Source organism: Vibrio sp. T9 (assembly GCF_003123985.1).
Lineage (GTDB): Bacteria > Pseudomonadota > Gammaproteobacteria > Enterobacterales > Vibrionaceae > Vibrio > Vibrio diabolicus.
Genome location: NZ_NIGY01000002.1, coordinates 215069 through 233508 on the forward strand (window position 1 = coordinate 215069; position 18440 = coordinate 233508).

The 18440-nt window shown below is 45.3% G+C and carries 20 protein-coding genes; 9 read left to right on the forward strand and 11 right to left on the reverse strand.

Annotated elements, in window-relative coordinates:
• Window positions 1-30 precede the first annotated feature (30 nt).
• The gene (locus CBX98_RS05230) at window positions 31-1197 is read left to right on the forward strand and encodes a nucleotide sugar dehydrogenase (protein ID WP_109168728.1); all 1167 of its coding nucleotides are present in this window, start codon (window positions 31-33) and stop codon (window positions 1195-1197) included.
• Between the two features lie 66 nt (window positions 1198-1263).
• On the forward strand, window positions 1264-2142 hold the full coding sequence (gene galU / locus CBX98_RS05235) for a UTP--glucose-1-phosphate uridylyltransferase GalU (RefSeq protein WP_005397961.1): 879 nt from the start codon (window positions 1264-1266) through the stop codon (window positions 2140-2142).
• A 100-nt stretch (window positions 2143-2242) separates the two neighbouring features.
• On the opposite strand, the gene tpiA is transcribed toward galU, so the two are convergent.
• Window positions 2243-3013 carry a triose-phosphate isomerase gene (gene tpiA, locus CBX98_RS05240; protein ID WP_005384863.1) on the reverse strand — a complete coding sequence of 257 codons (771 nt, stop codon included), beginning with the start codon at window positions 3011-3013 and terminating at the stop codon, window positions 2243-2245.
• Window positions 3014-3282: 269 nt separating this feature from the next.
• On the opposite strand from tpiA, the gene CBX98_RS05245 reads away from it, so the two are divergent.
• From CBX98_RS05245 to CBX98_RS26805, 3 genes are all read left to right on the forward strand, one after another.
• Complete coding sequence (locus CBX98_RS05245) at window positions 3283-3630, forward strand: 5-carboxymethyl-2-hydroxymuconate Delta-isomerase (protein ID WP_109168729.1); 348 nt, start codon at window positions 3283-3285, stop codon at window positions 3628-3630.
• Window positions 3631-3847: 217 nt separating this feature from the next.
• Window positions 3848-4270: a DUF805 domain-containing protein gene (locus CBX98_RS05250; RefSeq protein WP_012841178.1), complete on the forward strand. Its 423-nt coding sequence runs from the start codon at window positions 3848-3850 to the stop codon at window positions 4268-4270.
• Between the two features lie 610 nt (window positions 4271-4880).
• Entirely contained in the window at window positions 4881-4973 is a 93-nt protein-coding gene (locus CBX98_RS26805) for a hypothetical protein (protein ID WP_309475467.1), read from the forward strand.
• 138 nt (window positions 4974-5111) lie between these two features.
• Here the strand turns inward: CBX98_RS26805 and CBX98_RS05260 are convergent, their stop codons facing one another.
• The 3 genes from CBX98_RS05260 to glpX all read right to left on the reverse strand — a co-directional run bounded on the left by CBX98_RS05260 (window position 5112) and on the right by glpX (window position 7470).
• Window positions 5112-5462, reverse strand: a complete 351-nt coding sequence (locus CBX98_RS05260) for a DUF3135 domain-containing protein (RefSeq protein ID WP_109168730.1) — start codon at window positions 5460-5462, stop codon at window positions 5112-5114.
• A 160-nt stretch (window positions 5463-5622) separates the two neighbouring features.
• The gene (locus CBX98_RS05265; protein ID WP_109168731.1) at window positions 5623-6243 is read right to left on the reverse strand and encodes a metalloregulator ArsR/SmtB family transcription factor; all 621 of its coding nucleotides are present in this window, start codon (window positions 6241-6243) and stop codon (window positions 5623-5625) included.
• 219 nt (window positions 6244-6462) lie between these two features.
• Complete coding sequence (glpX, locus tag CBX98_RS05270) at window positions 6463-7470, reverse strand: class II fructose-bisphosphatase (RefSeq protein WP_109168732.1); 1008 nt, start codon at window positions 7468-7470, stop codon at window positions 6463-6465.
• A gap of 348 nt (window positions 7471-7818) precedes the next feature.
• Between glpX and zapB the strand changes: the two genes are divergently transcribed.
• Window positions 7819-8061, forward strand: a complete 243-nt coding sequence (gene zapB / locus CBX98_RS05280; RefSeq protein WP_005379536.1) for a cell division protein ZapB — start codon at window positions 7819-7821, stop codon at window positions 8059-8061.
• A gap of 135 nt (window positions 8062-8196) precedes the next feature.
• On the opposite strand, the gene rraA is transcribed toward zapB, so the two are convergent.
• From rraA to priA, 7 genes are all read right to left on the reverse strand, one after another.
• On the reverse strand, window positions 8197-8700 hold the full coding sequence (gene rraA / locus CBX98_RS05285; protein ID WP_025631518.1) for a ribonuclease E activity regulator RraA: 504 nt from the start codon (window positions 8698-8700) through the stop codon (window positions 8197-8199).
• Between the two features lie 76 nt (window positions 8701-8776).
• Window positions 8777-9694, reverse strand: a complete 918-nt coding sequence (locus CBX98_RS05290) for a 1,4-dihydroxy-2-naphthoate polyprenyltransferase (protein ID WP_005397953.1) — start codon at window positions 9692-9694, stop codon at window positions 8777-8779.
• Between the two features lie 474 nt (window positions 9695-10168).
• On the reverse strand, window positions 10169-11500 hold the full coding sequence (gene hslU / locus CBX98_RS05295; RefSeq protein WP_109168733.1) for an HslU--HslV peptidase ATPase subunit: 1332 nt from the start codon (window positions 11498-11500) through the stop codon (window positions 10169-10171).
• 23 nt (window positions 11501-11523) lie between these two features.
• Window positions 11524-12075, reverse strand: a complete 552-nt coding sequence (gene hslV / locus CBX98_RS05300) for an ATP-dependent protease subunit HslV (RefSeq protein ID WP_005383176.1) — start codon at window positions 12073-12075, stop codon at window positions 11524-11526.
• Window positions 12076-12190: 115 nt separating this feature from the next.
• The gene (gene ftsN, locus CBX98_RS05305) at window positions 12191-12739 is read right to left on the reverse strand and encodes a cell division protein FtsN (RefSeq protein ID WP_017820300.1); all 549 of its coding nucleotides are present in this window, start codon (window positions 12737-12739) and stop codon (window positions 12191-12193) included.
• A gap of 224 nt (window positions 12740-12963) precedes the next feature.
• Window positions 12964-13992, reverse strand: a complete 1029-nt coding sequence (gene cytR, locus CBX98_RS05310; RefSeq protein WP_254901949.1) for a DNA-binding transcriptional regulator CytR — start codon at window positions 13990-13992, stop codon at window positions 12964-12966.
• A gap of 304 nt (window positions 13993-14296) precedes the next feature.
• Entirely contained in the window at window positions 14297-16498 is a 2202-nt protein-coding gene (priA, locus tag CBX98_RS05315; RefSeq protein ID WP_109168734.1) for a primosomal protein N', read from the reverse strand.
• Between the two features lie 295 nt (window positions 16499-16793).
• Here priA and rpmE point away from each other — a divergent pair, with 295 nt between their 5' ends.
• From rpmE to rplC, 3 genes are all read left to right on the forward strand, one after another.
• Entirely contained in the window at window positions 16794-17015 is a 222-nt protein-coding gene (gene rpmE / locus CBX98_RS05325; protein WP_005379546.1) for a 50S ribosomal protein L31, read from the forward strand.
• Window positions 17016-17470: 455 nt separating this feature from the next.
• Entirely contained in the window at window positions 17471-17782 is a 312-nt protein-coding gene (gene rpsJ, locus CBX98_RS05330; RefSeq protein ID WP_004410492.1) for a 30S ribosomal protein S10, read from the forward strand.
• Between the two features lie 14 nt (window positions 17783-17796).
• Window positions 17797-18426, forward strand: a complete 630-nt coding sequence (gene rplC, locus CBX98_RS05335) for a 50S ribosomal protein L3 (protein WP_005379555.1) — start codon at window positions 17797-17799, stop codon at window positions 18424-18426.
• Window positions 18427-18440 lie beyond the last annotated feature (14 nt).

Sequence of the window (18440 nt, forward strand, 5' to 3'; positions counted from 1 at the left end):
CTAGCGTCAGTTAAATAATAGGAAACAAAAATGAAAATTGCTGTAGCAGGCACGGGCTACGTCGGTTTGTCCAATGCCATGTTATTGTCACAAAACCATGAGGTTGTGGCGGTTGATATTATCCAAGAAAAAGTGGACTTGTTGAACGACAAGAAGTCTCCAATTGTTGATGCGGAAATCGAACATTTCCTTGCAAACAAAGAGCTCAACTTTGTCGCGACTCTAGATAAAGAGCTGGCTTACAAAGGCGCAGAGTTTGTTGTTATTGCCACACCAACGGATTATGACCCTCAAACGAACTACTTTAATACTTCTTCAGTTGAAGCAGTGATTAAAGATGTGATGTCAATTAACCCAGATGCGGTTATGGTTATTAAGTCGACTGTACCAGTAGGTTACACAGCGCGTATTAAAGAAGAACTCGGTTGTCAGAATGTCATGTTCTCTCCAGAGTTTCTTCGCGAAGGTAAAGCACTTTACGATAACCTACACCCGTCTCGCATCATCGTTGGGGAACGCAGCGAACGTGCAGAGAAGTTCGCTAACCTTTTGGTTGAAGGCGCGGTAAAAGAAGAAATCTCGGTTCTGTTTACTGACTCTACAGAAGCGGAAGCGGTTAAGCTGTTTTCAAACACGTATCTTGCGATGCGCGTGGCTTATTTCAATGAATTAGATTCTTATGCTGAAGCACATAACCTTGATGCTCGCCAAATTATTGAAGGTGTCGGCTTAGACCCTCGTATTGGCAATCACTACAACAACCCTTCATTCGGTTATGGTGGTTACTGCTTACCGAAAGATACAAAGCAATTGCTAGCAAACTACCAAGATGTTCCAAATAACATTATCGGAGCTATTGTTGATGCAAACCGCACTCGTAAAGATTTTGTCGCAGAGTCTATTCTCAAGCGAGAACCAAAAGTTGTGGGCATTTACCGCTTAATTATGAAGGCTGGCTCCGACAACTTCCGCGCTTCGTCTATTCAAGGTATTATGAAGCGTATAAAGGCAAAAGGCATCGAAGTCGTGGTGTATGAGCCAGTACTTCAGGAAGAAGAGTTCTTCCATTCTGCTGTTATCCGCGATATTGAAGAGTTCAAACAAATGTCTGATGTCATTGTTTCTAACCGCATGGTTGAAGAACTTGCTGATGTGGCTGATAAAGTTTACACCCGTGACCTGTTTGGTAGCGATTAATTAGTCTTTATATTCAAATAATGTAATAGGCTCCCACAGAGGAGCCTTTTTTAGTTGGTAATGGTTATGATTAAAAAATGTTTATTCCCGGCGGCGGGTTACGGTACACGTTTCCTTCCTGCAACCAAGTCGATGCCGAAAGAAATGATGCCAGTGGTGAACAAACCATTAATTGAATACGGTGTTGAAGAAGCGATTGAAGCCGGTATGGACGGTATGTGCATCGTCACTGGTCGTGGTAAGCACTCGTTAATGGATCACTTTGATAAAAACTACGAGCTAGAGCATCAAATTAGCGGTACAAGTAAAGAAGCGCTGCTTGATGATATTCGTTCTTTGATTGATTCTGCGAGTTACACTTACATCCGTCAGCGTGAAATGAAAGGCTTAGGTCACGCTATTCTTACGGGACGTGAATTGGTCGGTGATGAACCGTTTGCTGTAGTGCTTGCGGATGACCTTTGTGTGAATGAGGACAAAGGCGTTCTAGCGCAAATGGTTGAGCTGTACAAACAGTTCCGCTGTTCAATCGTTGCGGTACAAGAAGTTCCGGAATCAGAAACGCATAAATACGGTGTGATTGCTGGCGAGATGATCAAAGATGATATCTTCCGCATTGATAACATGGTTGAAAAGCCAGAGCCAGGCACTGCACCTAGCAATCTAGCGATTATTGGTCGCTACATTCTGACACCTGATATCTTTGAACTGATTGAAAATACAGAGCCGGGCAAAGGTGGCGAGATTCAAATCACCGATGCGCTGATGCAACAAGCTCAATCTGGTTGTGTTTTGGCATACAAATTTAAAGGTCAGCGCTTTGATTGCGGTAGTGTAGAAGGCTATATTGAAGCAACAAATTACTGCTACGAGAACCTTTATAAGAAGGATTCCAGTGCGGAGCTCGCGAAAAAACCAACCGTGAAAATTGCCGAGCCAGCATAATTCAGAACTTCCTATCGGTGTACTCCGAGTGGATAACACGCAAACAAAAAGGGATGCATGATGCATCCCTTTGTTATTTCGACTCTGAGTAAAAACGAGATTAAGCTTTTGCTTTTGCCGCTGCTTTAGCGATTGCCGCGAAGCTTTTCGCGTCTAGAGAAGCGCCGCCAACTAGAGCACCGTCGATGTCTGGTTGTGAGAAGTAAGCTTCAGCGTTTTCTGGCTTAACAGAACCACCGTATTGGATGATTACTTGTGCTGCAACTGCTTCGTCTTTCGCAGCGATAAGTGCGCGGATAGAAGCGTGGATGCGTTGTGCATCTTCAGCGGTTGCTGCTTTACCAGTACCGATAGCCCAGATTGGTTCGTAAGCGATGATTGCGCCGTTTAGAGCTTCAACACCGTAAGTGTCGATAACTGCGTTGATTTGACGTGCACATACAGCTTCAGTTTCGCCAGCTTCGTTTTGCGCTTCAGATTCACCGATACAGAAAACAGGTGTTAGGCCGTTTTCTTTTAGGAAGTTGAATTTCTTAGCGATAAACTCGTCAGATTCGTTGTGGTATTCACGACGCTCTGAGTGACCGATGATGATGTGAGTAGCACCGAAATCTTTCAGCATTTCTGGAGACATATCGCCAGTGAACGCACCGCTGTTGTTTAGGTCAGTGTTTTGAGCACCTAGGATGATCTTGTTACCGCCTTCAGCGATTACGCGCTCTGCTAGGTCGATGTAAAGTGCTGGTGGAGCGACGGCTACGTCAACACCTTCAACGCCTTCAAGCTCAGCGTTAAGACCAGTTAGCAGCTCAGTTACCATTGCTTTGCTGCCGTTTAGTTTCCAGTTACCCATCACTACAGGACGACGCATAGGAATATCTCCCTTATCTTTAATGTAAATAGTCAATTAATGTAAAAAATCTACGTAGGAATATAACAGAATAATGTAAACAGATCATGATTGGCGTCATGTCTTGTCCGGCTTTCTTTACTGATTCGACCAAGCAGCGATCCTGTTATTTTTGTCAAAAGCAATCGATTGGTGATCACGTAGACAGAATGATAGTTCATTCCTCGGAAATTGCTGCTGAGATTGGTATTACTACGCGCTGGAATTAATTGTTGTAGAAAGGAATCAAAATGCCAAATCTCGTTTTAGAGTATTCAAACTCGGTTGAAGAACGTGTCAATGTTCAGGGGTTGCTGGAGGATTTACATAAAACGGCGTTAGAGAGTGGCCTTTTTGAGCTCGCGTCAGTGAAATCTAGAACGCTCCGGTGCCACAATTGGTTAATTGGAGAAGAGGGCGATAGCCTCGACTTTATCCATATCAACTTTGATTTGCTATCTGGCCGTTCCCAAGAGCAGAAGCGAGAACTGTCACGAGCCTTGATGGCGACACTTCAAGAGCAAGCCAGTCACGTGTACAGCTTAACGATCAATATCCGAGACATGGACGTAGAAAGCTTCCAGAAGGTAGTGAATTAGGTTGAACAGAGTTTCTTGAGAGCAGTGAGCAGGGTTACGCATCGTGAGGTACAAGGGAACTGAAAGCTAATAGGCCTTATCGAGCGTTTATCGTTGCTTCAGCTTAGTCTCGCTCTGCTTGTTATAACGGCACTATTGGCGCTTACACTGCAGGTGTACTTTCCAAACCATATCGACTCGGCTAATCTATAACCTTTCTATTTTGGGGTAAAATTTGATGTCGACTAAAGAGTTACTGTTTTCTTTTCAAGGACGTATAAACCGTAAAACCTACTGGATTTGGAACGTCATTTACTATGTCTCTATTCTAGGTTTTGGTGCTGGAATCAGTAAGCTATTTCCTACTTTCTCCTATTTACTTCTCCCCATTTTCTTGGTGATTTTGTTAATCCCTGATTTGGCGATCACCACCAAGCGTTGGCATGACCGCAACAAATCAATCTATTGGCTAGCACTTAATATTCCGTTGATTATCGGGCGAATCGCCACGCCAATGACCAGCCCTGTCGCACAAGAGCCGTCGACACCGCAAATGTTCGTTGCTTCCATTTCTCTAATTTGTGGTTTATGGATTCTAATTGAATGTGGCTTCTTAAAGGGGACATCAGGACCAAACCAATATGGCCCTGAGCCGGAGTAATCGCTTTAAGTAACGTGCGCGCTGAAAGTAGATTCTTAGTCTCGCTGAGGCTCGCTAGAATGACGAGCTTTTTTGATCTAGAGCTTGCTATTTTAACCGTCATTCTGAACAGTGAGGGACGAGCATGATTCAGAATCTATCGTCCGCTTGAGCTGTGGCTAAGGTGGGCGGGAGAGAATAGGAGCTTGCTGTTACCAGATTCTTAGTCTCGCTAAGGCTCGATAGAGTGACGAGCTCTTTTGATTTAGAGGCTGTTAAACTCACCGTCATTCTGAACAGCGAGGGACGAGTGTGATTCAGAATCTATCGTCCGCTTGAGCTGTGGCTAAGGTGAGCGGGAGAGAATAGGAGCTTGCTGTTACCAGATTCTTAGTCTCGCTAAAGCTCGCTAGAATGACGAACTCTTTTGATTTAGAGACTGTTAAAGCCACTGTCATTCTGAACAACGAGGAACGAGTGTGATTCAGAATCTACGCACAGAGCGCTCCGAGTTTGAACTGAGCGATTGAATTACAATGGAAAAGTAACAGCGAATCATGAAGGAGAATGAATCATCGATAGGACACCTTGCGTTTATATCCTAACGTCAAACAACAACGCCGTTCTTTACATTGGTGTTACCAGTCAGCTGCCTCAAAGAATATGGCAGCATAAAAACGGAGTAGTTGAGGGATTTACCAAGAAATACAACCAACGTTCATAAGCTCGTTTACGTTGAGTTATTCGACGATATGGCTACTGCTATAAACCGAGAAAAGCAGCTCAAGCAGTGGAAGCGTGAGTGGAAGTTAGCCTTGGTAAGAGAAACGAACCCTAACTTTCTCGATCTATCTACTGAGTATCAGTAAAAATCATCCCTACCTTTAAATGCCTCTAAACTAACCACATCCGCTTTTTTAGTCGGTGCCGTTTCCCCTTGTAGCGCCGCTCTGAACTTCACGACCTGTTTTTGTAATTCGTTCATCAATACCACATTGGTGTGATGAGGGTTTTTACACGTGCTGATGACCCTATCGATGTGGCTTTGCTGAGCCCACAGTCTTTCTTGCATGTTTTCTGATGCGCTTTCGATCATCTCTTTTGCCATTTCATGACGAAATTGCTCAAAAGCTTCTGGGTCTCGCTCTGCCATTCGAACCATTTCATCGAATGGCGGAAGCGTTTGAGAAGAGTAGTGACGTAGAGTAGACATTGATGCTCTCCAAATCCTTATGGAAATTGCCTTTAGTTACTAAAAGCCTATACCACTAGAAAGAGGAGAGAGGATGAATTCTTCAGCCGTCTCACTTATAAGAGAAGCTTTTAAGCTTGAGATTGAATAAGTGCGGCATGTCGATGTTTGGTTGTGGTGGTTACTGCAGTTGTTGGATGCGGTACACACAGCGTCTTTGACCGCTGATGATATGCTCGGTGCGCTCTATTTTGGTGTCACGTCCAAGCAAAGACTGAAAGACGCTCAATTCCGATTGGCACAAGCTTGGGCAGCGAGTTGCGGCTTTACAAATCGGGCAGTGATTTTCGATCAAGATAAATCCGTTCTCATCTTGCTCAAGCTCGGCCATATAGCCTTCTTGTTCTCTTAGTGTCACAAGAGTTTCTAGTTTGCTTTGCAGAGAGTTACATTGCTCAAGATGCTGACGATAACTTTGTAACGTGAGTTTTTCCCTTTCTGATGTGACTTTTTCCAGTCCATCTTTGCCAAAAATATGTTCGACAGCTTCTATAAACTGAATGGTCAACTCACCGTGACGGTCAGCAAATTGCTCATGACCTTTTTGAGTGAGAGACCAATGACGAGCAGGGCGACCAACTTTTACTTTGACGTCATGAATAGACAGGATGCCATCATCTTCTAAACTCTGCAGGTGCTGACGCGCTCCCATAGTTGTCATACCCAGCTCAGAAGAGAGTTGTTTTGCAGTGACGGAACCATCACGCTTAACGATTTGCAATATCCTATCTACGGTCTTCATATACCCACCATTTATACGTCAGTACATATTATGCGCGATAGGGTTAGTAAAGAAAAGTGTTGACTTAATTTGAGTGTGGATTTGTAGGGGCTATGTTCATATGAGCCAATATACGTCGTCATTCTGAACAGCGAGGGACGAGTGTGCTTCAGAATCTATTGCTTGGTTGTGCGGAAAGAAAGGCTCACACTCAGATTGAACGAGAGCCTCGAGAAATGCTTAAAGAATAATATCACGCACTTCTGGATCTTTACGATCTAGGTAGTGAGTCGACTTAATGCGACGAATAGTACGGCATCGACCACGCACGAGCAGCGTTTCTGTGGTTGCGATATTGCCTTGGCGAGAGATGCCTTCCAGCAAGTCACCTTTAGTGATGCCTGTAGCTGAAAATACCACATTGTCGCTACGAGCCATGTCTTCCATTTTGAGGACAACATTCGCTTTTACGCCCATTTCATCGCAGCGTTTTAGTTCGTCTGCGCCGTAAATGCGGTTTTCTTCAGTATCGCCTTTTACTTCGTGACGCGGAAGTAGACGACCGTGCATGTCACCGTCTAGCGCTCGAATCACCGCGGCTGAGACGACCCCTTCTGGCGCGCCGCCAATACAGTACATCATGTCCACTTCACTGTCTGGCATACAAGTCAGAATAGAGGCAGCCACGTCACCATCAGGCACCGCAAAGACACGTACGCCCATTGCTTGCATTTCTGCAATAACGTCATCGTGGCGAGGTTTCGCAAGGGTAATAACGACGAGGGTATCAAGTGGTTTGCTCAGAGCTTTTGCTACGTTTTCTAGGTTCTCTTTTAACGGCTTTTCTAAGTCAATCACGCCTTTTGCACCAGGGCCAACAACCAGTTTTTCCATGTACATATCTGGCGCTTTAAGAAAGCTGCCTTTCTCACCTGCGGCAAGTACGGCTAGTGCGTTAGATTGCCCCATTGCCGTCATGCGCGTCCCTTCAATCGGGTCGACTGCAATATCTACTTCATCACCACCAATACCCACTTGCTCACCAATGTATAGCATTGGCGCATCATCGATTTCACCCTCACCAATGACAATTTCACCACTGATATCTGTTTTGTTCAGTAGGGTGCGCATAACTTCAACAGCTGCGCCATCGGCTGCATTTTTATCGCCACGGCCAAGCCATTTGTAACCAGCCAAAGCTGCACCTTCAGTCACACGGGAAAATGCCATTGCTAAATCGCGTTTCATGATGTCTCCAAGTAAGCAAGAGGGAAGAAGAATTTGCGCGGCGATTCTATCACAACGTAGGGTAAACGTTTGCCTTTTTGCGGAGCTTTTACTTTATCTAACTTGAATTTGATCAATACTTAGGGCGATTTTCAGCGTGGCGGGAGGCAAAATCCTTGCTCAAAAATGCTTCGGCGATAAGAAAAGTCAGTGTTTAGTGAGATTGCGCCGATTTTTTGACCGAATGATGCGAAATATCGAATATAGTGAGTGTTTCTCATCGCGACGCTGAGTAGAATGAACCTTATATAGGTTAGGTGTGCATCAATCTCGCACATCGTCCCAACGGAATAACATAGGTAGGCCAAGATGTCTTTTGAAGTACTAGAACAACTAGAATCTAAAATTCAAACTGCAGTTGACACAATCACTCTTCTTCAGATGGAAGTCGAAGAGCTGAAAGAAGATAAAGCAAAACTTGCGGAAGAAGCGAACGAGCTTCGCTCTCAACGTGAAGAGCTAGAGCAAAAAGCACAGCAAGCACAACAAGAGCACGCACAATGGCAAGAGCGCATTCGTGCACTACTTGGCAAAATGGACGAAGTGGAATAATTCGGCTTCTTCATTCCAAATTAAAAACACCCGCGTTAAGCGGGTGTTTGTGTTTTGGGCAAGTTGAAAATCGTTAGGACAAGCTCGATTCTGATAGCCAAGAGAAGGTCCTATAACTTAGGTACCTAAGACTCGTTATTCTTCATCCAACTCTAAATCAATATTCAATGGCTCAGGCGACAGGATAATTCCGGTGCTATCGGCATAAATATAATCTTCAGGTAGAAAGCTGACGCCGCCAAAGTTGACTGGTACATCTAATTCGCCGATACCCTGGCTGGTCGCTCCAACAGGAATAGAGGCGAGGGCTTGAATGCCTAAGTTCATATCTTCGAGTTCATCTACTTCACGAACACAGCCGTAAACGACAATGCCTTCCCACTCGTTTTCTTCCGCAATGGTTGCGATTTCTGCATCGATAAGGGCTTTACGTAGGGAACCGCCACCGTCAATTAACAAAACGCGACCAAGTCCATCTTGCTCTAATGTCTCGCGGATCAACGAATTATCTTCAAAACACTTGATGGTGGTGATTTGCCCGGCAAATGAAGCGCGACCGCCAAAATTACTGAACATTGGTTCAACCACATCTACCTGATCGAGGTAGATATCACAGAGTGCTGAGGTATTGTATTCCATAGCGTACCTTTCTAAACAGAAATTGGTTGTCTTTGAGTATATCTAGGCATTAAGTCAATGCAATGACAATCCTTTTTTAACTTACTAGAGTTTGAGCTACCACAATTGTTGCAAACAAAACGTTGGTGACTAAAGAGCATTTCACGATGACTGGCATCATTGGTGCTATCTGAGCGGGCTTTTGTGTATGCCAAACCGCTTTACCATGATCGGCCACGAAATAAATACTAAGTAAAAATGGCAAGCTAATCCAAACGGGTTTGTCTTGAATTAACAAGTAAGCCGCAAAGGCAAGAATAGCACCGCCAAGTAAAACAAAGTGGTACTGCTTGGCTTTGCGTTGACCCAAACGCACTGCGACCGTGCGTTTACCACACTCTCGGTCGTTTTCGATATCACGCATATTGTTGATGTTGAGTACTGCAACGGCGAGTAAACCGCAGCCTAGAGCAGGTAAGAATAGCGTGGTATCTACGTGACCAGTATGCAAGAAATAGGTACCGGATACGCCGAGTAAACCAAAAAACAAGAAAACTGAAATATCGCCAAGCCCCACGTAACCGTATGGTTTGCTACCCATGGTGTAAGCAATCGCCGCGAGGATGGCTAAAATTCCCAGCCCGATAAACGTCACGATGCTTTCCAGTGAACTTAGTGAATAGAAAACTAACACCAAGCCTGAAATAGCGGTCAGAACGATGTTAAAGATAATCGCCTGTTTCATCTGTTTCGCACTTACCGCGCCAGACTGCATCGCTCGTAATGGGCCAAGGCGTTTGTCGTTATCTGTACCTTGAACGGCATCGCCATAGTCGTTCGCAAGGTTGGATAGAATTTGCAGCAACGTCGCGGTTACGAAAGCCATGATAGCAATTGTCAGTGAAAAATGACCCGCCGAGTAGGCGAGTACGCTACCCGTTAAGATAGAGACTAACGCCAGAGGTAGTGTTTTTGGGCGAGCGGCTTCAAGCCAGATCTGTAAAGATTGTTTCATGGAAATTTCGTGCTAGTAACCAATGTGCCCAGTATAAGCACAAAGAGGCAGATACGCTATTGACCTAAAACAACTCAACTAAAAGTCAAAGGGTGATGAAGAAGGAAAACAGTTTCGATATTTGAGGCGATAAAATAGCCCTCTTTTTGGAAAGTGAAGGATACGGATAACGCCGCTATTAGATTCTTAGTCTCGCTTGAGCTCGCTAGAATGACGAGATCTTTTGATTTAGATGTTGTCAAAGTCACCGCCATTCTGAATAACGAGGAACGAGTGTGATTCAGAATCTATCGTCTGGTTGTGCGGTGGTTAAGGTGAGAGATGAAGAGTAGGCGTCTGCTGTTAGCAGATTCTAGTCTCGCTTGAGCTCGCTAGAATGACCAGATCTTTTGATTTAGGTGTTGTCACAGTAATCGTCATTCTAAACAAAAAGCCCAGAAACAAGGTTCTGGGCTTTGGTGGGATAGATTGCGATTAAAGAATAAAGCGGCTTAGATCTTCATCTTCAATCGTGTCGCCTAGGCGCTCTTTCACATAAGCGGCATCGATAACAAACTTCGCGCCAGATTGCTCCGCCGCGTCGTAAGAGATTTCATCCATTAAGCGTTCCATAACGGTGTGTAAGCGACGAGCACCGATGTTTTCTGTGCTTTCGTTGACCGTCCATGCCGCTTCCGCGATTTGCGTGATGCCATCTTCTGTGAACTCGATGTCCACATCTTCCGTTTTCATCAACGCAACGTACTGCTCTGTTAGAGAGGCTTTTGGCTCTGTCAGAATGCGTTTGAAGTCGTTGCTGCTTAGTGCTTCTAGCTCAACACGAATTGGTAGACGACCTTGCAATTCTGGGATCAAGTCAGATGGTTTTGCCACTTGGAATGCACCAGATGCAACAAACAGAATGTGGTCTGTTTTTACCATGCCGTGCTTGGTTGATACCGTGCTGCCTTCAATCAATGGAAGTAGATCGCGCTGAACACCTTCGCGTGAAACGTCTGGGCCTGAGCTCTCACCGCGTTTACAGATCTTGTCGATCTCATCGATAAATACGATGCCGTTGTTTTCAACGTTGAAAATCGCAGCTTCTTTTAGCTCTTCTTGGTTTACCAGTTTCGCCGCTTCTTCTTCCGCTAACGCTTTCATTGCGTCTTTGATTTTCAGCTTACGCTTTTTCTTAGTGTCGCCTGCCAGGTTTTGGAACATGCCTTGCAGCTGGTTAGTCATCTCTTCCATACCTGGGGGCGCCATGATCTCTACGCCCATTTGTGGTGTGGCTACGTCGATTTCAATTTCTTTATCGTCTAGTTGGCCTTCACGCAGTTTCTTACGGAAGATCTGGCGAGTGTGAGAAGACTCTTCCGTTTGCTCTGCTTGACCCCAGCTATCACGTGCTGGTGGCAGTAGCGCATCAAGAATGCGTTCTTCCGCTTGCTCTTCAGCGCGGAATTTTACTTTTTCCATCGCTTGTTGATGCGTCATTTTTACCGCGACATCAGTCAGGTCACGGATGATGGTTTCAACTTCTTTACCAACGTAACCCACTTCGGTGAATTTCGTCGCTTCAACTTTGATGAATGGTGCATTTGCCAGTTTTGCGAGGCGGCGTGCTATTTCAGTCTTACCAACACCAGTAGGACCAATCATCAAAATGTTTTTTGGCGTCACTTCGGCACGCAAACTTTCTTCAAGCTGCATACGGCGCCAGCGGTTACGAAGTGCAATCGCAACCGAACGCTTGGCTTTTTCTTGACCGATAATGTGGCGGTTCAATTCATGAACGATTTCGCGAGGCGTCATTTCAGACATATTCTTTCCTTACTTCGTTACGATTACGCGGTTGGTTTTTCAGGCTCTACCGTTGAGTCTAGCTCTTCTACTGTGTGGTGGTGGTTGGTGAAGACACAAATATCACCCGCGATGTTGAGGGCTTTTTCCGCGATCTCACGAGCATCTAGATCTGTGTTTTCTAGTAGGGCGGTTGCTGCAGCTTGTGCGTAAGCACCACCAGAGCCAATCGCAATCAGGTCGTGTTCTGGCTGTACGACATCACCATTACCGGTAATGATTAACGATGCGGTTTCGTCGGCAACGGCAAGCAAGGCTTCGAGCTTGCGCAGAGCACGATCGCTACGCCAGTCTTTGGCTAGCTCAACCGCAGCCTTAGTTAGGTGGCCTTGGTGCATTTGCAGCTTGCTTTCGAAGCGCTCAAAAAGGGTGAAGGCATCCGCAGTGCCGCCAGCAAAGCCCGCTAGTACTTGGTTGTTATATAAGCGGCGAACTTTGCGCGCATTACCTTTCATTACGGTATTGCCTAGAGATACTTGGCCATCACCCGCGATGACGACTTTATTATTTCGACGTACAGATACAATGGTAGTCACAGTCGACCTCTTGATTATTTCTCTTTGGATTTAATTCAGTATATGGGGGAGGGGAAATAGGGATTCAAGGGGGCAAAAAGAAAGGCCCTAGGATCTTAGCTCCTAGGGCCTGAGTTTAAAGATTTTCTTTCCAAATCGCACATGGCTCGATTTTCGCGCGTTGCAGTTTATGACGGTCACGTTCTGCATCACGTTTGAACTTATACGGACCTAGCACCACGCGATACCATGAACTGCCTTCTTTCTTACGAATCTTGCTCGACATCCCTTGGAACGCGATTGCAAGCTTGCGCTCTTCCGCTTGTGCCTGGGTTTTGTACGCGCCACACTGCATGATGTAAGGAATTTTAGAAACTTCAATTTCTTTGGCCACAACTTCAACTTCACGTTTCGGTAGTGACTCAACATATTCCCACTTTTCTTCTGGTGGTGGCGGCAAGTCTTTTTTCGGCTTTGGTTTGCTTACAGTGGTTGTTGGCTGCTTCACGACAGGTTGTTTGGGTTCTGGGTCGCTACTCAAAAGGTAAAGACCATAGCCAAAACCACCCACGAGCAAGATAGCGAGCAGGCCACTACGCCAAGGTTTTTTTCTTCTCGGCGGCTGTTTTTTTGTCGACTTTTTTGGGGCGCCTCGCCCCCGTCTTACATAATCTCTATTTGCCACGGTTATTTCTGGTCATCAAGGATTCTTGCAAATATGTTAATCCAGAACGAGTTGAGAAAACACCCTATTGATAGAATCTTGATAGCTAAAGCGCGACAACGCCCGAGTGTAGGAGTGTGTTTCCGTTCTTGCTTATATTTATTCGGGGATACACAAAAAGCAGGAGGGGCAAATAAAAAGCGGCGCCTTAGCACCGCTTTGGGTATGAATACCTAATTTTTAGGTTAAGGGCGCTGTGGTGGCGCTGCACTTCCGCGAATGACGAGGTTAGTTTCAAGTAGGCGCGAGCCTGAATGCACGTCGTGTCCTTTTAACATCTCAAGCATCATTAGCATCGCTTGTCGACCAATCTCATAGCGAGGCTGAGAGATAGTGGTCAACGGTGGATCGCAGTACTGAGCGAAGTTAATGTCATCAAAGCCCACAACAGAGAGATCTTGCGGTACTCGTAAGCCAAGCTTTTTCGCTTCTTGAATTGCGCCGATGGCCATTGTGTCACAGTGGCAGAAAATAGCCGTTGGTGGCTCTGGCAATTCGAGCAGTTTACGAACGGCTTTTGCTCCGCCATCAAAAGAGAACTCAGTAATGACACTATATTGTGGATCTTTATTGATGCCGGCACGGCGCAGGGCTTGTTGGTAGCCTTGCTGGCGGAACTGACACAATATTGCTGTATCTGGTCCAGAGATTTGAGCAATGCGTTTATGACCTAATTGGGTTAGGTAATTCACCGCTTCAAATGCTGAGGTCAGGTTATCAATATGTACTGTCGGAAGCTCGAGTTCAGGCGCAAATTCACACGCCATTACCATCGGAGGTAAGTTCTTTTGCTCTGGCTTACTGACATCGAACGGTAGATCTGTGCCAAGCAGTAGCATTCCATCTGCCTGCTTAGTAAATACGAGGTTAACGAAAGAACTTTCACGTTTCTTCTGTTGTCCGCTATCGCCCAGCAGGACTAGATAGCCATGTTCCATGGCAGCATCTTCAATACCGCGAATAATTTCAGAAAAATAAGGATCACAGATGTCGGGAACGATAGTGACAATGGTTTTTGATTCGTTTCTACGTAAGTTACGCGCTAATGAGTTTGGAGAATAACCCGCTTCAAGTACGGCATCTTCTACTCTTTTTCTCGTTGAAGAAGAGACCTTCTCTGGGTTCATTAATGCTCGAGATACCGTAGCCGTAGACACTCCCGCAAGCTGGGCAACATCCTTCATTGTCGCCATAGTTTTTAACCTCTCGTTTATTTTTTTGCCAAGATGACGTTATTCCTGTTTGAAATCATAATAATCACGCTGAGTTAGAGCATCGTTTGCTCTTCGCTCAGTTCGTGTTAACAAGTGGAAAAATGGATTCTTCACTGCGACATCAATTTGTGGGAATAGTCATTGTTTTAATCTAAGCCTGTGCGAACAAGTCACTTTAGACTTTTCTAATTTGGATAGTCTATTCATTTCTAAAGTGAAAGTTACGGTCTGTTTAACAAAAATTGCAATCCCGTTGTGATGTTTGTCACATTAAATGGTAATTCATTACATAGTTAAACGTTTGCTAGCTGAGATCTTGTGGCTCTATGTCTAAATTCCAGCGAACTTTCTTGGCATTTGGCAACAACTCAATAGCAGGTTTGGCACTGGTTAATAACTTTTGCATCAATGAACGATGCTGGGTTTGAAGTAACAGCTGCCAGCGGTATTTGCCTGCACGTTTGGCGAGAGGTGATGGTGTTGGACCCAGCACCATGCAAGTGTCGTCAAATAAAGGATGCGATTCTAAGGTAAAGCGAACCTGACGTAAGAAGTCTTCAACCACTTCACTTTGGTTTGCTTCTGCTTTAAACAGAGTCAAGAAACTATAAGGCGGAAGCTGGGCGAGCTTACGTTCTTCCAGAGCTGTCATAGCAAAGTGACGATAGTCTTTTTGAAGTAGGGCTTGCAGCAAGCTGTGCTCAGGATGGTGAGTTTGCAGGATCACTTCGCCAGGTTTACTTGCTCGGCCAGCACGACCTGCGACCTGAATAAACAGCTGAGCTAATCGCTCCGAAGCGCGGAAGTCACTACTATATAGAGAGCCATCAACATCCAAAAGAGCAACGAGCGTTACATTTGGAAAGTGGTGCCCCTTAGCCAGCATTTGAGTGCCTATCAGTATTTGGTATTCACCTTTACGAATCGACTCAAGGGCATCTTCCAAGCTACCTTTGCGACGTGTGCTGTCTCTGTCGATGCGAATGGCTTTGTATTCTGGAAACAACTGAGCCAATTGTTGTTCGAGCTGTTCCGTTCCTACGCCGACGGTAACCAGTTGAGTTGAACCACATCCCTGACACTGATGAATGACAGGTTGTTGTGAGCCGCAGTGATGGCAGCGTATTTCGTTGCTGTAATGGTGGAACGTATAGTACGCATCACAGCGTTTACATTCTGCAATCCAACCACATTCATGGCACATCAAAGCGGGCGAGAAACCTCGGCGGTTAAGAAACAACATAACCTGATTGCCCATTTTTAAGTGTTTGCGCATTTCGGCAATCAGTTGGGCGGATAAGCCACTTTCTAAATACTGACCTTTTACATCTAACACTTTATTGGTGGTTGGCACGGCAGAGCCAGCTCGTTGGGTGAGTGTTAAATGGTGATATTTACCAGACAGCGCATTATGTAGGGTTTCTAACGCTGGCGTCGCTGAGCCAAGGACAATCGGCACTTGCTCTTTATGGGCGCGCATGACAGCAACATCACGAGCGTGGTAACGCAAGCTGTCTTGTTGCTTATAAGAGGAGTCATGCTCTTCATCAACGATAATAATCCCCAAATCAGCAAAAGGTGTCAGTAGGGCTGAGCGCGTACCAATGATGATCCCCGCGGCTTTATCGCGAGCCGATAACCAGGCGTTCAAACGCTCTGTTTCATTCAAACCGGAATGAATCACATCTACTGGGACATTAAATCGATGTTTAAAGCGGTTGATGGTTTGGGGCGTTAGACCGATCTCAGGTACTAAAACTAATGCTTGTTTCCCTTGCTCTAGAACGGGCTTGATAAGGTTTAAGTAAACTTCGGTTTTACCGGATCCCGTGACCCCTTCTAATAAATAGCAAGCAAAGCCCGTTTGGCTATTTACGCTGGCAATCGCGAGTGCTTGTTCATGGTTAAGCTTTGGTTTCTCTACCGCACACTCTACATTTTGACTCCATTTCGTAATGGTCGGCTTTTTCTCGATGCGCTCGACCCAACCTTTTTCTTCGAGATTTTTTAAGATGGTCGAGTTTACTTCTTGATCCAAGAGCTCTTGATGCGAGATTGGGCCGTTGATCATCATTTGGAGTGCACGCTGTTGTTTTATCGCACGTCCAAGCCCTTGCATGAGCTTATTTCTTCCTGCTTCTGTCAGTTGCCATTCTTGTAGCGTTGCAAAGTCGGCCGGTTTGCCTTTCCTCAGCGCGGCAGGCATTGCATTGTGTAGAGTGTCACCTAGAGGGTACTGATAGAACTGGCTGCACCAATTTAGCAGAGAATAAAGCGTCTCTGGCCATATCGGTTGGGAGTCTAATACCGCTTTGATTGGCTTAAGCTGCTCTTTAGGAAAGTCGGAGTGGTTCACCATTGCGGTGACGATGCCGACTAAGGTTTGGCGTCCAAAAGGTACGGAAACGCGTCCACCAATGATCGGAAACAGGTGCCCCGGAATGGCGTAATCAAATTGTTTGTCGAGCGGAACGGGTAACGCCACTCTAGCAATGGTTGGACGCATAAATTCTTAGCTATTAAAAAGAGGGAAAGGAAATGAGAGTCTATTAAAATCGGTATGGAAATTCGAGTAAAGCTATGTGATTCAGCGTGAATCGTGCCTCTATGATTAGTCTGGCTAAAAAAGTGGCGAAAAAGTTGCCAAATATGTTGATCCGAGCAATGTGATTCTTTACTATATCGCGCCTTGAGATATGGCTTCGGCAATTAGTTGATGCGGTATCCCATTTTATTATTAATTGCGTGTGGTGTGCGGCTTAGATTCGTATAGCGACACGGCCTACTATTGAGGTTATCCCATGAAAGCTGGTATCCACCCAGAATACAAAGCAGTAAAAGCGACTTGTTCTTGCGGCAACTCTTTTGAGTTCAACTCTACTCTAGGTAAAGAGTCTATCCACCTAGACGTATGTGACAAGTGTCACCCATTCTACACTGGTAAGCAACGTATCGTTGATACAGGCGGCCGTGTTGATCGCTTCAACAAGCGTTTCGGTGCACTATCAAGCGGTAAGAAATAATAGCAGCCGCTATTACGATTACAGTTTAGAAAAGGACGCTTCGGCGTCCTTTTTGTTTAATGGCTACCAAGCGAAGAGGGATGTATAGGGTTTGGAATATTCCCGATTATTTTTCACTCAGCGCTTGCAACCTAAAGTGTGATCTGTATAATGCAGCGCACTGGTTAAGCCAGTTGTGAACCAATGAGCAGTGAGGAGCGAGCAAATCTAAGGATTTGCGAGGTAATGTATACTCAGCTTATGTTCGCGGTTAATACAATTAGCTATCTTTTCTTCGGAAAAACTATCCTCAAAGGTGACTTTGGCATATAGGGATAGTTAATCGAAAATTAACTGACAATGCGTCCTAATCTTGGATGCTACGGTTTCACATAAATCAATCGGCATTCTCTCGTCTTGACGAGTTTGAGTGGCGATATTGTTTGTGTAATTTATTAAATTTGGAGCTCTGTCTCATGCAGAACCAACGTATCCGTATCCGCCTAAAAGCTTTCGATTACAAACTAATCGATGCTTCTACAGCGGAAATCGTTGAAACAGCTAAGCGCACTGGCGCACAGGTTCGTGGTCCAATCCCACTGCCAACTCGTAAAGAGCGTTTCACAGTTCTTATCTCTCCACACGTTAACAAGAAAGCACGTGACCAGTACGAAATCCGTACTCACAAGCGTCTAATCGACATCGTTGAGCCAACAGACAAGACTGTTGATGCTCTAATGCGTCTAGACCTTGCTGCGGGCGTTGACGTTCAAATTAGCCTAGGTTAAGGGAGATTAGAAGTATGATTGGTCTAATCGGTCGTAAAGTGGGCATGACCCGCGTATTTACTGAAGAAGGCGTTTCTATCCCAGTAACTGTTGTTGAGGTTGAAGCTAACCGTGTTTCTCAAGTGAAAACTCTTGAAACTGACGGCTACGCAGCAATCCAGGTTACAGCTGGTTCTAAGAAAGCTAACCGCGTAAACAAAGCTGAAGCAGGTCACTTTGCTAAAGCTGGCGTTGAAGCTGGTCGCGGTCTTTGGGAATTCCGTTTAGAAAACGGCGAAGAGTTCGAAGTTGGTTCAGAACTAACTGTTGAACTATTCAACGAAACTAAGAAAGTAGACGTTACTGGTACATCTAAGGGTAAAGGTTTCCAAGGCGCTGTTAAGCGTTGGAACTTCCGTACTCAAGATATGACTCACGGTAACTCATTGTCTCACCGTGCTCCTGGTTCTATCGGTCAATGTCAGACTCCAGGTCGCGTATTTAAAGGCAAGAAAATGGCAGGTCACATGGGTGCTGAGCGTGTAACGACTCAAAACCTAGAGATCGTACGTGTTGACGCTGAGCGCAACCTGCTTCTTATTAAAGGTGCAGTCCCAGGCGCAACTGGCGGCAACGTGATCGTTAAACCAGCTGTTAAAGCATAACGTCTCAGGAGTAA